The sequence below is a fragment of the Pseudomonas sp. RP-B7 genome (genome assembly GCF_059803535.1).
Genome location: NZ_JAPFHC010000002.1, coordinates 164,397 through 177,109, shown reverse-complemented (window position 1 = coordinate 177,109; position 12,713 = coordinate 164,397). Strand labels below are relative to the sequence as shown.

The 12,713-nt window shown below is 62.7% G+C and carries 12 protein-coding genes and 1 riboswitch; of the genes, 11 read left to right on the top strand and 1 reads right to left on the bottom strand.

Annotation, left to right across the window (positions count from 1 at the left end):
• Window positions 1–276 precede the first annotated feature (276 nt).
• The 5 genes from OPU96_RS03610 to OPU96_RS03590 all read left to right on the top strand — a co-directional run bounded on the left by OPU96_RS03610 (window position 277) and on the right by OPU96_RS03590 (window position 4,822).
• Window positions 277–1,281, top strand: a complete 1,005-nt coding sequence (locus tag OPU96_RS03610) for a DUF2066 domain-containing protein (protein ID WP_226454965.1) — start codon at window positions 277–279, stop codon at window positions 1,279–1,281.
• Window positions 1,282–1,316: 35 nt separating this feature from the next.
• On the top strand, window positions 1,317–2,390 hold the full coding sequence (locus tag OPU96_RS03605) for an AI-2E family transporter (RefSeq protein WP_498558656.1): 1,074 nt from the start codon (window positions 1,317–1,319) through the stop codon (window positions 2,388–2,390).
• A gap of 203 nt (window positions 2,391–2,593) precedes the next feature.
• Window positions 2,594–3,298, top strand: coding sequence for a DnaA regulatory inactivator Hda (hda, locus tag OPU96_RS03600; RefSeq protein ID WP_058422138.1), 705 nt, complete (start codon window positions 2,594–2,596; stop codon window positions 3,296–3,298).
• Window positions 3,299–3,511: 213 nt separating this feature from the next.
• Window positions 3,512–4,141 carry a C40 family peptidase gene (locus OPU96_RS03595; protein WP_192297061.1) on the top strand — a complete coding sequence of 210 codons (630 nt, stop codon included), beginning with the start codon at window positions 3,512–3,514 and terminating at the stop codon, window positions 4,139–4,141.
• A 144-nt stretch (window positions 4,142–4,285) separates the two neighbouring features.
• Complete coding sequence (locus OPU96_RS03590) at window positions 4,286–4,822, top strand: C40 family peptidase (protein ID WP_226454966.1); 537 nt, start codon at window positions 4,286–4,288, stop codon at window positions 4,820–4,822.
• 149 nt (window positions 4,823–4,971) lie between these two features.
• On the opposite strand, the gene OPU96_RS03585 is transcribed toward OPU96_RS03590, so the two are convergent.
• A complete protein-coding gene (locus OPU96_RS03585) occupies window positions 4,972–6,285 on the bottom strand; it encodes a PQQ-dependent sugar dehydrogenase (protein ID WP_498558655.1) in 1,314 nt (437 codons plus the stop codon).
• A 99-nt stretch (window positions 6,286–6,384) separates the two neighbouring features.
• A riboswitch (cobalamin riboswitch) is annotated at window positions 6,385–6,619 on the top strand.
• A gap of 80 nt (window positions 6,620–6,699) precedes the next feature.
• Here OPU96_RS03585 and cobO point away from each other — a divergent pair.
• From cobO to OPU96_RS03555, 6 genes are read left to right on the top strand one after another with little or no spacing between them, the layout of a single operon-like run.
• On the top strand, window positions 6,700–7,311 hold the full coding sequence (cobO, locus tag OPU96_RS03580; RefSeq protein WP_015885241.1) for a cob(I)yrinic acid a,c-diamide adenosyltransferase: 612 nt from the start codon (window positions 6,700–6,702) through the stop codon (window positions 7,309–7,311).
• A complete protein-coding gene (locus tag OPU96_RS03575; RefSeq protein ID WP_226454968.1) occupies window positions 7,308–8,699 on the top strand; it encodes a cobyrinic acid a,c-diamide synthase CobB in 1,392 nt (463 codons plus the stop codon). The genes cobO and OPU96_RS03575 overlap by 4 nt, the downstream gene beginning before the upstream one ends.
• On the top strand, window positions 8,696–9,346 hold the full coding sequence (bluB, locus tag OPU96_RS03570) for a 5,6-dimethylbenzimidazole synthase (protein ID WP_192297056.1): 651 nt from the start codon (window positions 8,696–8,698) through the stop codon (window positions 9,344–9,346). Before OPU96_RS03575 ends, bluB begins: the two co-directional genes overlap by 4 nt.
• On the top strand, window positions 9,343–10,251 hold the full coding sequence (cbiB, locus tag OPU96_RS03565; RefSeq protein WP_192297055.1) for an adenosylcobinamide-phosphate synthase CbiB: 909 nt from the start codon (window positions 9,343–9,345) through the stop codon (window positions 10,249–10,251). Before bluB ends, cbiB begins: the two co-directional genes overlap by 4 nt.
• A complete protein-coding gene (cobD, locus tag OPU96_RS03560; RefSeq protein WP_305391318.1) occupies window positions 10,244–11,233 on the top strand; it encodes a threonine-phosphate decarboxylase CobD in 990 nt (329 codons plus the stop codon). The genes cbiB and cobD overlap by 8 nt, the downstream gene beginning before the upstream one ends.
• Window positions 11,230–12,681: a cobyric acid synthase gene (locus OPU96_RS03555; RefSeq protein ID WP_305391317.1), complete on the top strand. Its 1,452-nt coding sequence runs from the start codon at window positions 11,230–11,232 to the stop codon at window positions 12,679–12,681. The genes cobD and OPU96_RS03555 overlap by 4 nt, the downstream gene beginning before the upstream one ends.
• Window positions 12,682–12,713 lie beyond the last annotated feature (32 nt).

Sequence of the window (12,713 nt, the reverse complement as noted above, 5' to 3'; positions counted from 1 at the left end):
ACGCCGTTGACGGTCTGCGAAGGCGCGCGATTTTATCAGGCTTGAGGGGCAGCGGCCATCCTCGGGCCGACGGGCAGAGGCATATGGGTTAAAAAAATGCTAATCCGGTCTGCTTTGGTACGTATTAAGGTATAGCCTTGAACCCGCTATCGTTATGACAGTACGAAAACTTACCGATACCCGTGAATGTTTTGCCAGCCGCTGTGGTCACAGCCCTGGTAAGCCGAATTCACGCGGTCTGTTCCAGCCGCTAAATTTGTCGTTCGGGAATCTTCCATGCGTCTGTGTAAATTCTTCTTTGTAGGCTGCTTGTCGTTGGTCAGCCTGGCGAGTCATGCCGAAACCCTCAATGGCCTGTATCAAGTGCTCGAACCCGTCAGTAGCCAGTCGCCGCAAGAGCGCGACCAGGCGACCCAGCGTGCCGTGCAAACCCTGGTGATCCGCCTGACCGGCGACGCCAAGGCCGCCGATGGCCCGGGCCTGGCGGCGGTTCGCAAGGACCCGCAGCAAATCATCACGCAATACGGCTACGACGCCGGCCCGCCGGAAAGCCTGCAAGTGGATTTTGACCCGGTCAGCACCGATCGCGCCTTGCGTGATGCGGGTCTGTCGATCTGGGGCAGCAACCGGCCGTCGATCCTTGGCTGGTGGCTGAATGACTCTACCGAAGGCAGCAGTCTGGTCGGTGATGGCCAAAGCGTCGCCCAGGCACTGCGTCGCGCGGCGCAGCACCGTGGGCTGCCGTTGCGGCTGCCGCTGGGTGACTTGGAAGAGCAGGTAGTGGCCACCGCGTCCAACCTGGAAAGCGCCGACGCCACGCCACTGCGCGCCGCCTCCGAGCGCTACGGCGCGGATGCCCTGTTGGCCGTGCATGCACGCCAGGAAGGCAACCAGTGGCAGGCCAAGTGGCGCTTGTGGCTGGGCGACAAGAGCGAGCAGGGCAGCGTCCAAGGCGCCGATACGGGCGCGGTGGCCGATGCCGTCATGCTGGCGGTCAGCCAGAAGCTGGCACCGCGCTTTGCGGTCAAGGCCGGGGTAAGCAGCGAGCAGTTGCTCGAAGTACAAGGCATGAACCTGGAGCGCTATGCCGCCCTGGGGCATCTGCTCGAGCCGTTTGGTGGCCAGCCGCAGTCTGTGGATGGCGACCGCATCGTCTATCGCGTCAACGGCAGTGTCGATCAATTGCGTACTCAGTTGGGCCTGGCCAAGTTGCAGGAGGTTGGGCCTGGTGAAGCACCAGCGGCAGCAACGCCTGCGGCGCAACTGCGGTTTCGTTGGTAACAGTTCTTCCTTATATAGAAGCAATGGAGTGGTTTATGGCGGATACGCGTCGTTGGGTGTGGCTTGGTGGGCTGGTCCTGCTGTGCGCGTTTGTTTTCTTGCTGCATTCGATCCTGACGCCGTTCCTGGTTGCGTTGCTGCTGGCCTACCTGTTTGATCCGGTGGTGGATCGCCTGGAGAAGGTCGGCTTGTCACGGACCTGGGGCGTGGTGACGGTTTTCGCCTTGTTCACCCTGATCATCACGGCGCTGGTGCTGGTGCTGGTGCCGATGTTGGCCAAGCAATTGTTCCGCCTCTATGAACTGGCCCCGCAGATGCTGGATTGGCTGCAGCACACGGCGATGCCGTGGGCCCAGGCCAAGCTGGGGCTGGCGAATGGGTTCTGGAAGTTCGACAAGGTCAAGGCCGCGATCAGCGAGCATATGGGGCAGACCACCGATATTGTCGGCGTCGTACTCAGCCAGGCCACGGCGTCCAGCCTGGCGCTGATAGGCTGGTTGACCAATCTGGTGCTGATCCCGGTGGTGGCGTTCTACCTACTGCGCGACTGGGACATCATGATGGCCAAGATCCGCAGCCTGCTGCCGCGCAACCGTGAAGAGCGCATCGTCTCGCTGGCAGAGGAGTGTCATGAGGTGCTGGGTGCGTTTGTGCGCGGTCAGTTGCTGGTGATGCTGGCCCTGGGGGTTATCTATGCTGCCGGCCTGATGGCGATCGGCCTGGAACTGGGCTTGTTGATTGGCCTGATCGCCGGCCTGGCGGCCATCGTGCCGTACATGGGCTTTGTGATTGGTATCGGCGCGGCGCTGGTGGCCGGGTTGTTCCAGTTTGGTGGCGACCTGTACCCGATGCTCGGGATTGTCGCGGTGTTCATGGTCGGCCAGGCGCTCGAAGGCATGGTGCTCACGCCGTTGTTGGTGGGGGATCGGATCGGTCTGCACCCGGTGGCGGTGATCTTTGCGATCCTGGCGGGCGGAGAGCTGTTCGGCTTTACTGGCATCTTGCTGGCGTTGCCGGTGGCGGCGGTGATCATGGTGCTGGTGCGCCATGTGCATGACTTGTACAAGGATTCGGATGTGTACACGGGGGTCGAAGACCCTGATCTGTAAACGTTGCGTCACAAACCCGGCCTTGGTCGGGTTTGTTGTTTCTGGGGGTGGGGCGTCAAACAATCCGCGCAAAACCGGTAAGTTAACGCAAACCTTTGATTTTGCTTGTGGTCTGCTGCATTGTGCGCCCGGCGTCACGGGTATAAACTTTGCAAACTTTACACAGAGGCCACTAGCGGTTCGTTTGGAGCCGTTCAGTCAGCATGAAACCGATTCAGCTGCCCTTGGGTGTGCGTCTGCGTGACGACGCCACCTTTATCAACTACTACCCAGGCGCCAATGCCGCTGCACTCGGCTATGTCGAGCGGCTCTGCGAAGCCGACGCCGGGTGGACCGAAAGCCTGATCTATCTGTGGGGCAAGCACGGCGTAGGGCGTACTCACCTGTTGCAGGCCGCGTGTTTGCGTTTTGAACAGATGGGCGAGCCGGCGGTTTATTTGCCGTTGGCCGAGTTGATGGATCGCGGTATCGGTATCTTCGACCACCTTGAGCAATATGAGCTGGTCTGCCTGGACGATCTACAGGCCATCGCCGGCAAGGCGGAGTGGGAAGAGGCGTTGTTTCATCTGTTCAACCGTTTGCGTGACAGCGGCCGGCGCTTGCTGATCGCTGCATCCACCTCGCCGCGGGAGCTGCCGGTCAAGCTGGCGGATCTCAAATCTCGCCTGACCCTGGCGCTGATCTTCCAGATGCGTCCCCTGTCTGACGAGGACAAATTGCGTGCCCTGCAATTGCGGGCCTCCCGTCGCGGCCTGCACCTCACCGATGAGGTCGGGCACTTCATTCTGACCCGCGGTACCCGCAGCATGAGCGCGTTGTTCGATTTGCTCGAACAGCTCGATCAGGCCTCTCTGCAAGCCCAGCGCAAGCTGACGATTCCTTTCCTCAAGGAAACCCTCGGCTGGTAGCCAGCCCTTTGTTTTCGGGGCTTTCGGCAAAATCCAGGCGCCAGAAAACCTGCGTTTGGGCCGGGTTGGCCACGCAAATCGGTCGCATAGGGTGTTAAGGGCTTAGATGTCATCGTCCAAACAAGAAGTCACATAGATCACGATTGAATTTGCAAATCGATCTGATAGCGGGCATAGTCTCGGCTTCTTTACACATCAGCCACGGTCGTGCCCATGCTAAATCGCTTCGCACCCCTCGTGCCTCTCGCACTCGTTACCTTGTTGTTTGGTTGCGCCTCCCACCCTCAACAGGTGGCCGAGCAGCAAAAACCTCAGGTTCAAAATCAGGCAAAATTCGTCGCTGCACAGTCTGCTTCTGTTTATGAAGAAGAGCTGGCGACTGAAAAGGAACTGGGCGCCTTCTCCGGCAACAAGCCTTACCAGCTTCCAGTCCTGGCCGACAGCATTCTCGAACGCGGCATGTCCCTGATCGGTACCCGTTACCGTTTCGGTGGTACCTCTGAAGCCGGTTTCGACTGCAGCGGCTTCATCGGCTACCTGTTTCGTGAAGAAGCTGGCATGAACCTGCCACGCTCCACTCGCGAAATGATCAACGTGAATGCACCGTTGGTCGCACGCAACAACCTCAAGCCCGGTGATCTGCTTTTCTTTAGTACTGCTGGCCGTGGTCGCGTAAGCCATGCCGGTATCTACCTGGGCGATAACCAGTTTATCCACTCCAGCAGCCGTCGCAGTGGCGGTGTCCGAGTCGACAACCTGGGCGATAGCTACTGGAGCAAAACCTTCATCGAAGCCAAGCGTGCACTCGCCATGGCCCCGACGACGGTTACCGCTAGCAAGTAAACTTAAAGTGATACTTGAAGTTTGACGTGTAAGCGCTAGAATCCCTGGATATTGTTGTAAACCGTACGCGCGAGCTCTGCTTGCGCGTTCTGGTTTTCAGCGTTCGGCAGCGAAAGCCGCATCCAGACCAGGATTGTTCTGCACATGTCGACCTCGGCCCGCCTGATTCTTATTGTTTGCGCCGCGCTCCTCAGCGCCTGCGCCAGCCGTCCACCGCCCGCTCCCGTAGCGGTGAAGCCCAAGCCGGTGTTCAACTATTCCACCCAGAATTTCTCGCCTGTCGCCGAAGACGTGCTCTTTCGCGCGCTCGGCCTGGTCGGTACGCCTTATCGCTGGGGCGGCAACACGCCGGACTCAGGCTTTGATTGCAGCGGCCTGATCGGTTTTGTCTACCGCGATGCGGCCGGCATCTCCCTGCCACGCACCACCCGCGAACTGATCGTGATGCGCGCCCAGGATGTGAGTGAAGAGAACCTGCAAACCGGTGATCTGCTGTTCTTTGCCACCGGCGGCGGCTCACAGGTCAGCCATGCCGGCATCTATGTGGGCGAGGGCCGCTTCGTGCACGCGCCGCAAACCGGCGGCACGGTGAAGCTGGACACCTTGTCCAAGGCGTATTGGCAGAATGCTTACCTGAGCGCCAAGCGCGTGTTGCCAGGGAATCTGGCACGTAATCCCTGAGCTGACAGAGATCTGAATGTGGGAGCGGGCTTGTGTGGGAGCGGGCTTGCTCGCGAAGGCGCCGGATCAGACCACACATCTGTGACTGACACACCGCCTTCGCGAGCAAGCCCGCTCCCACATGGGTTTTGTGGTGGTCTGAAGCCTGTCTACTTAGCCGCCGACACCCGCCACACCTTATTTCCCACATCATCTGCCACCAGCAAATCCCCCTGCTGATCAATCACCACGCCCACCGGCCGGCCCATGGCTTTCTCATCTTTGTCGAGGAACCCGGTCAGCACATCCACCGGCTGTCCCTTGGGCTGGCCAGCCTCGAACGGTACGAAGATCACCTTGTAGCCACTGTGGGGCTTGCGATTCCACGAACCATGCTGGCCGATGAATGCGCCATTCGTGAAGGGGGCGGGCAATTTGCTGTTCTCGGCAAACGTCAGTCCCAGCGAGGCGGTATGCGGGCCTACGGCGTAGTATGGTGCAATCGCCTTGGCCACCAGGTCGAGGTTTTGCGGATTGACTCGCGCATCCACATGCTGTCCGTAGTAGCTGAACGGCCAGCCATAGAAGGCGCCATCCTGAACCGAGGTGATGTAGTCCGGCACCAGGTCGCTACCGATTTCATCGCGCTCGTTCACCGCCGTCCACAGCTTGCCGCTTTGTGGTTCCCAGGCCATGCCGTTAGGGTTGCGCAGGCCCGAGGCGAAAATGCGGTGCTGGCCGCTGGCGCGGTCTACTTCCCAGATCGCCGCCCGGCCTTCTTCTGCCTGCAGGCCGTTTTCACCAACGTTGCTGTTGGAGCCTACGCTTACATACAGCTTGCGGCCGTCTTTGCTCGCCACCACGTTCTTGGTCCAGTGGTGGTTGATGCTGCCGCCGGGTAGGTCGACCACCTTGGTACCGGCTGCCTTGATCGCGGTTGCTCCCGGTTGGTAGGGGAAGCGCAGCAGCTTGTCCGAGTCCGCCACATACAGATCATTGCCCACCAGGGTCATGCCGAAGGGCGAATTGAGGTTTTCAAGAAATACTGTCCGGGTCTCGGCGATGCCATCGTGGTCGGCATCGCGCAGCAACGTGATGCGGTTCGGGCTAGGCACACCTGCACCGGCTCGGCCCATGACCTTTTCCATCACCCAGCCACGAATGCCCTTTGAGTCATCGGGTTTGGGCGGCGCATTGGTTTCTGCCACCAGTACGTCGCCATTGGGCAGCACATACAGCCAGCGCGGGTGGTCCAGGCCCTCGGCAAACGCCGCCACCTGGGTGCCCGCGGCGGGAGTTGGCTTCGCACCCGCAGGCCAGCCGATGGCTGGCGCGATGTTTACCGTGGGGATCAGGGTCTTGTTCGGCTCCGGTAGCTTGGGGGAAGGCCCGGTTCCGTCAGACACTTGCAAGGTCGAACTTTCACCGCAGGCGGCGAGGGCGCCTGCGAACATGATCAGTAGGGCAAGTCGGGTCTTGTGCATGTTTTTCTCCTGGGTACCTGCAAGGGTAGAGGCATGCAGCGGTCCGATGGTTCAAGTGCGAAGCCGGCTTTAATTGACGCTCCACCCCCAACCCTCTACCCTTCGCGACTTGTTCCAGGTGCTCTGTGACCCACGGGTCGACCGAGTGAAACAGGGAAGCCGGTGAGTGAGCGCACTTGTACACAGTGCTGCCGCGATCCCGGCGCTGCCCCCGCAACGGTAAATGAGTCAAGACCCTGCTTTCTGCCACTGTATCGCCCCGCGATATGGGAAGGCGCAGCGTCGGCGATCGCCACTCATGAGCCCGGAGACCGGCCTGAAACATCCAACAGCATCACGGTGGGCGATGCTTGGCTGTCTGTTTTGTCTTTTTCCTGCCCGCCGTTTTTTGTCCAGCCCCAACGGAGAGCTGCCATGACCGATTCCCCTGAACGCGACGAACGCCACCTGGCGCGCATGCTGCGCAAAAAAGCCGTGATCGACGAGCGCATCGCCAACTCGCCCAACGAATGCGGTTTGCTGCTGGTGCTCACCGGCAACGGCAAAGGCAAGAGCAGCTCTGCGTTCGGCATGCTGGCTCGGGCCATGGGCCACGGCATGCAGTGCGGTGTGGTGCAGTTCATCAAGGGGCGCAACAGCACGGGCGAAGAGCTGTTCTTCCGCCGCTTCCCTGAGCAAGTGCGTTTTCACGTCATGGGCGAAGGCTTCACCTGGGAAACCCAGGACCGCCAACGTGACATCGCCGCCGCCGAAGCCGCCTGGGCGGTGTCCCGCGAGCTGCTGCAAGATCCCACCATCGGCCTTGTCGTCCTTGACGAACTGAACATCGCCCTCAAACACGGCTACCTCGATCTGGACCAAGTACTCAGCGACCTGCAAGCCCGTCCGCCGATGCAACACGTAGTGGTCACCGGCCGTGGCGCCAAGCCCGAGCTGATCGAAATGGGCGACACCGTCACCGAAATGGGCATGCTCAAGCACGCGTTCCAGGCCGGTATCAAGGCACAGAAGGGCGTCGAACTTTGAATCAGCCCCGTCATTGCCCGGCCGTCTTGATCGCCGCACCGGCGTCCGGCCAGGGCAAAACCACCGTCACCGCCGCGCTCGCCCGTTTGCACCGCAACCTGGGGCGCAAGGTGCGCGTGTTCAAATGCGGGCCGGACTTTCTCGACCCGATGATCCACGAGCGCGCCAGTGGTGCGCCGGTGTATCAATTGGACATGTGGATGGTGGGAGAGCAGGAAAGTCGTCGCCTGTTGTGGGAAGCCGCCGGCGAGGCAGACCTGATCCTCATTGAAGGCGTGATGGGCCTGTTCGACGGCACGCCGTCCAGCGCTGACCTGGCGCGCCACTTTGGCGTGCCGGTGCTCGGTGTGATCGACGGCACCGCCATGGCCCAGACCTTCGGCGCCCTCGCGCTGGGCCTGGCGCGTTATCAGCCGGACCTGCCGTTCGCCGGCGTGCTGGCCAACCGCGTGGGCACGCTGCGCCACGCACAATTGCTCGAAGGCAGTCTGACCGAAGGCCTGCGCTGGTACGGGGCGCTGTCCCGCGAGACCGGGATCGAATTGCCCAGCCGCCACCTGGGCCTGGTACAAGCCAGCGAACTGAATGACCTCGACCTGCGCCTCGATGCCGCCGCCCAAGCCCTGGGCAGCAGTTGCGAAGTCGCATTGCCGCCGCCGGTGACGTTCGCTGCGCCGCAGATCATTGAGGCCGAGCCGTTGCTCAACGGCGTACGCATTGCCGTGGCTCGCGACGAAGCCTTCGCCTTCACCTACGGCGCCAGCCTCGATCTGTTGCGGGCGATGGGCGCCGAGTTGCACTTCTTCTCGCCGATCCATGACCGCCAATTGCCTGACGCCGACAGCCTGTATCTGCCGGGTGGTTACCCGGAATTGCATCACCAGGCGCTGTCGGAAAACACCGCGATGCTCGATGCGATCCGTGCCCATCACGCTGCTGGCAAACCACTGCTCGCCGAGTGCGGCGGCATGTTGTACCTGCTGGACTCGCTCACCGATGTCGACGGCCAGCGCGCCGAGTTGCTCGGTCTGCTGCAGGGCGATGCCGTGATGCAAAAGAAACTGGCCGCCCTGGCCCTGCAAAATGTCGAACTGCCGGAAGGCACATTGCGCGGTCACACCTATCACCACTCCCTGACCAGCACCGACTGCACGCCGATTGCCCGTGGCGTGAGCCCCAACGGTGGGCGTGGTGCCGAGGCGGTTTTCCGACAGGGGCGGATGACGGCTTCCTACGTGCACTTTTACTTTCCGTCGAATCCGGCGGCGGTGGCGGCACTGTTTGCGCCAGACCGGGAGGGCGCTATCGCAGGCAAGCCAGCTCCCACAGGGGATCGCGTCGAAACCCAATCCAATGTGGGAGCGGGCTTGCCCGCGAAGAGGCCATGACCGACAACGCCTTCCCAGAGGCCGACCGCCAGGCCGTCTACCGCGCCATCGCCGAACGCCGCGACATGCGCCACTTCAGCGGCGGCACCGTCGCGCCTGAACTGCTGCAGCGCCTGCTCCAGGCCGCACACCAGGCGCCCAGCGTCGGCCTGATGCAACCCTGGCGCTTCATCCGTATCAGCGACCGCCAACTGCGTGGGCAAATCCAGCAACTGGTGGAAGAAGAACGCATCCGCACCGCCGAAGCCCTGGGCGAGCGCTCCGACGAATTCATGAAGCTCAAGGTCGAAGGCATCCACGATTGCGCCGAGGTATTGGTAGCAGCGCTGATGGACGACCGCGAGCGCCACATCTTCGGTCGTCGCACCTTGCCGGAAATGGACATGGCCTCGCTGTCCTGTGCCATCCAGAACCTGTGGCTGGCTGCCCGCGTCGAAGGCCTGGGCATGGGCTGGGTCTCGCTGTTCGAGCCCCAGGCCCTGGCCGACCTGCTGGGCCTGCCGCCCGGCGCCAAACCCCTGGCCGTGCTGTGCCTGGGCCCGGTCGCTGCGTTCTACCCGGCGCCGATGTTGCAACTCGAAGGCTGGACCGAGCCGCGGCCGCTGAGTGACATGCTGTACGAAAATTCTTGGGGAGTGAGTCAATGAGTGTGGCCTTGCTGTGTGTCGCCGCAGTCGCGCTGGATGCGCTGCTGGGCGAACCCAGGCGCTGGCATCCGCTGGTGGCGTTCGGCAATTTCGCCGGGCGCATCGAGCAACGCTTCAACAGCGGTGGCCGGGGCTGGCGCAGCCATGGCGTGACCGCGTGGTTTATCGCCGTGGTGCCGTTGACCCTGCTGGCCACGGCTTTGTCGTGGGCGCCGTATATCGGCTGGATCTTGGAGATCCTGGCGTTGTACTGCGCCCTCGGCATGCGCAGCCTTGGCGAGCACGTGATCCCGGTCGCCCAGGCGCTGCGCAGTGATGACCTGGACGAAGCGCGAAAACGTGTGAGTTACCTTGTCAGCCGTCAGACCAGCGAACTGGACCGTACCGAAGTCGCCCGCGCCGCCACCGAGTCGGTACTGGAGAACGGCAGCGACGCGGTATTCGCCGCGCTGTTCTGGTTTGTCGTTGCCGGTGTGCCGGGCGTGGTGCTGTACCGCCTGAGCAACACCCTCGACGCCATGTGGGGCTATCGCAACGAACGCTTCGAACGTTTCGGTTGGGCGGCGGCCAAGATCGACGACGTGCTGAACTATATTCCTGCGCGCCTGGTGGCATTGACCTACGCGTTGCTGGGCAAAACCCGCCTGGCGTTGAAGTGCTGGCGTACCCAGGGCCCGACGTGGGACAGCCCCAACGCCGGCCCGGTGATGGCGGCCGGCGCTGGTGCGCTGGGTGTCGAATTGGGCGGCGCCGCGATTTATCACGGCGAAGTACATCAACGTCCGCAACTGGGCGAAGGCCCGGCGGCGGATGCGGACTCCATCGACCGAGGCTGGCAACTGGTGCAGCGCGGCGTATGGTTGTGGCTGCTGATCCTATGCGCGGGGGCGCAATTCTATGCTTGAGCACGGTGGCCGGCTGCGCAAGGCAGCGATTCAATACGGGATTGCCGAGGCCGATTGGCTCGACCTGTCCAGCGGCCTCGCGCCGTGGCCGTGGGCGATCCCGGAAATTCCGCTGCGGGCCTGGGCGCGCTTGCCGGAAACCGACGACGGCCTGGAACGCGCCGCCAGCGAATATTACGGCGCCGCCCATTTGCTGCCGGTGCCGGGCTCCCAGGCGGCGATCCAACTGTTGCCGCGCTTGCGGCGGGCGGGCAAGGTCGGCGTGCTGTCGCCGTGCTATGCCGAACACGCCGAAGCCTGGCGCCGCGCCGGTTATGTGGTGCGCGAAGTGCTGGAGCAGGAAGTCGACTTCTTTCTCGACAACCTCGACGTGCTGGTGGTGGTCAATCCGAACAATCCCACCGGCCTCAGCCTGAGTCCGCAACGCCTGCTGGACTGGCACGCGCGGCTGGCGCAGCGGGGCGGCTGGCTGGTGGTGGATGAAGCCTTCATGGACGTCACGCCGCACCTGAGCCTGGCGAGCCAGGCCCATCAGGTCGGGTTGATTGTGTTGCGCTCGTTCGGCAAGTTCTTTGGGTTGGCCGGTGTGCGCCTCGGTTTTGTCCTGGCCGAGCGCAAGTTGCTCAGGCTGCTTGCCGAGCAGGTGGGACCCTGGGCCGTCAGCGGCCCCACCCGCGTGCTGGGCCAAGTCTGCCTGGCGGATACGGCCGGGCACACGCGCCAGCGCGAGCGTTGTATCGAGGCCAGCCAGCGGCTGTTCGACCTGCTTGAGCGCCACGGCTTCCAACCCCACGGCGGCTGTGCCTTGTTCCAATGGCTGATCACCCCGCATGCCGAGCGCATGCACGAATTCATGGCGCAGCGCGGCATCTTGCTGCGCCTGTTCGTTCACGACAGCAGCCTGCGTTTTGGCTTGCCTGATAGCGCCGCCGATTGGCTGCGCCTTGACGAAGCGCTGACAGCCTACAAGGACGCTGCATGAGTACGCTGATGGTGCAAGGCACCACCTCCGATGCCGGCAAGAGCACCCTGGTCACCGCGCTGTGCCGTTGGCTGGTCCGTCAGGGCGTGGCCGTGGCGCCGTTCAAGCCGCAGAACATGGCCCTCAACAGCGCCGTGACGGCCGAAGGTGGCGAGATCGGCCGCGCCCAAGCCGTGCAGGCCCAGGCCGCCAACCTGGCGCCCCATACCGACATGAACCCGGTGCTGCTCAAGCCCAACAGTGACACCGGTTCCCAGGTGATCATCCACGGCCGTGCCGTCACCAGCATGAACGCCGTGGCCTATCACGATTACAAAGCCATCGCGATGCAAGCCGTGCTGGCCTCCCATGCACGCCTGAGCGATGCCTATCCGGTGGTGATGGTGGAGGGCGCGGGCTCCCCGGCGGAGATCAACCTGCGCGCCAACGACATCGCCAACATGGGCTTCGCCGAAGCCGTGGATTGCCCGGTGCTGCTGATCGCCGACATCAATCGTGGCGGCGTATTCGCGCACCTGGTCGGCACCCTGGAATTGCTTTCGCCGAGCGAACAGGCGCGGGTCAAAGGCTTCATCATCAACCGTTTTCGCGGCGATATTGCGTTGTTGCAACCCGGCCTGGATTGGCTGCAAGCGCGCACCGGCAAGCCTGTGGTGGGCGTATTGCCCTACGTGATGGACCTGCACCTGGAAGCCGAAGATGGTATCGACAAGCGCCAGATCGACAAGGCCGCCCAAGTGCTCAAGGTGGTGGTGCCGGTGTTGCCGCGCATCAGCAACCACACGGATTTCGACCCGCTGCGCCTGCATCCCCAGGTGGATTTGCAATTTGTCGGGCCGGGCCAGCCGATTCCGCCTGCCGACCTGATCATCCTGCCGGGCTCGAAAAGCGTGCGCAGCGACCTGGCCTACTTGCGTGCCAACGGCTGGGACAGCGCCGTGGCGCGACATTTGCGCTATGGCGGCAAAGTGCTTGGCATTTGCGGCGGCTTGCAGATGCTCGGCGAGCAGGTTCACGACCCGTTGGGCCTGGAAGGGCCGTCGGGCTCCAGCCATGGCTTGGGGCTGCTGGCCTTCAGCACCACGCTGGAAGAAGAAAAGCAGCTGCGCAACGTGCGCGGGCGCCTGCTGTTGGAAAACGCCGAGGTCAGCGGGTATGAGATCCATGCGGGCGTGACGTCCGGCAGCGCGCTGGCGAACGCCGCCGTGTTGTTGGATGACGGTCGCAGCGACGGCGCCCAGAGTGCGGATGGGCAGATCCTCGGCACCTACCTTCACGGCCTGTTCGAAACCCCGGCCGCGTGCAGCGCGTTGCTGCGCTGGGCGGGCTTGCAGGATGTGCAAAGCGTGGATTACCACGCGTTGCGCGAGCGTGACATCGAGCGGTTGGCGGACTTGGTGGAGAACCACCTGGACACTGAATTGCTGCGCACGCTGTGTGGGATTTAACTGTATGTGGGTTTCAACTGCTGCACTGCTCC

Excerpts from the sequence above, each read along its gene's own strand:
- OPU96_RS03555 (WP_305391317.1), top strand. The coding sequence starts at position 11,230 with ATGAGTACGCTGATGGTGCAAGGCACCACCTCCGATGCCGGCAAGAGC.
- bluB (WP_192297056.1), top strand. The coding sequence starts at position 8,696 with ATGACCGACAACGCCTTCCCAGAGGCCGACCGCCAGGCCGTCTACCGC.
- OPU96_RS03590 (WP_226454966.1), top strand. The coding sequence starts at position 4,286 with ATGTCGACCTCGGCCCGCCTGATTCTTATTGTTTGCGCCGCGCTCCTC.
- OPU96_RS03605 (WP_498558656.1), top strand. The coding sequence starts at position 1,317 with ATGGCGGATACGCGTCGTTGGGTGTGGCTTGGTGGGCTGGTCCTGCTG.
- hda (WP_058422138.1), top strand. The coding sequence starts at position 2,594 with ATGAAACCGATTCAGCTGCCCTTGGGTGTGCGTCTGCGTGACGACGCC.
- OPU96_RS03595 (WP_192297061.1), top strand. The coding sequence starts at position 3,512 with ATGCTAAATCGCTTCGCACCCCTCGTGCCTCTCGCACTCGTTACCTTG.
- OPU96_RS03585 (WP_498558655.1), bottom strand. The coding sequence starts at position 6,285 with ATGCACAAGACCCGACTTGCCCTACTGATCATGTTCGCAGGCGCCCTC.
- OPU96_RS03610 (WP_226454965.1), top strand. The coding sequence starts at position 277 with ATGCGTCTGTGTAAATTCTTCTTTGTAGGCTGCTTGTCGTTGGTCAGC.
- cobO (WP_015885241.1), top strand. The coding sequence starts at position 6,700 with ATGACCGATTCCCCTGAACGCGACGAACGCCACCTGGCGCGCATGCTG.
- cobD (WP_305391318.1), top strand. The coding sequence starts at position 10,244 with ATGCTTGAGCACGGTGGCCGGCTGCGCAAGGCAGCGATTCAATACGGG.
- cbiB (WP_192297055.1), top strand. The coding sequence starts at position 9,343 with ATGAGTGTGGCCTTGCTGTGTGTCGCCGCAGTCGCGCTGGATGCGCTG.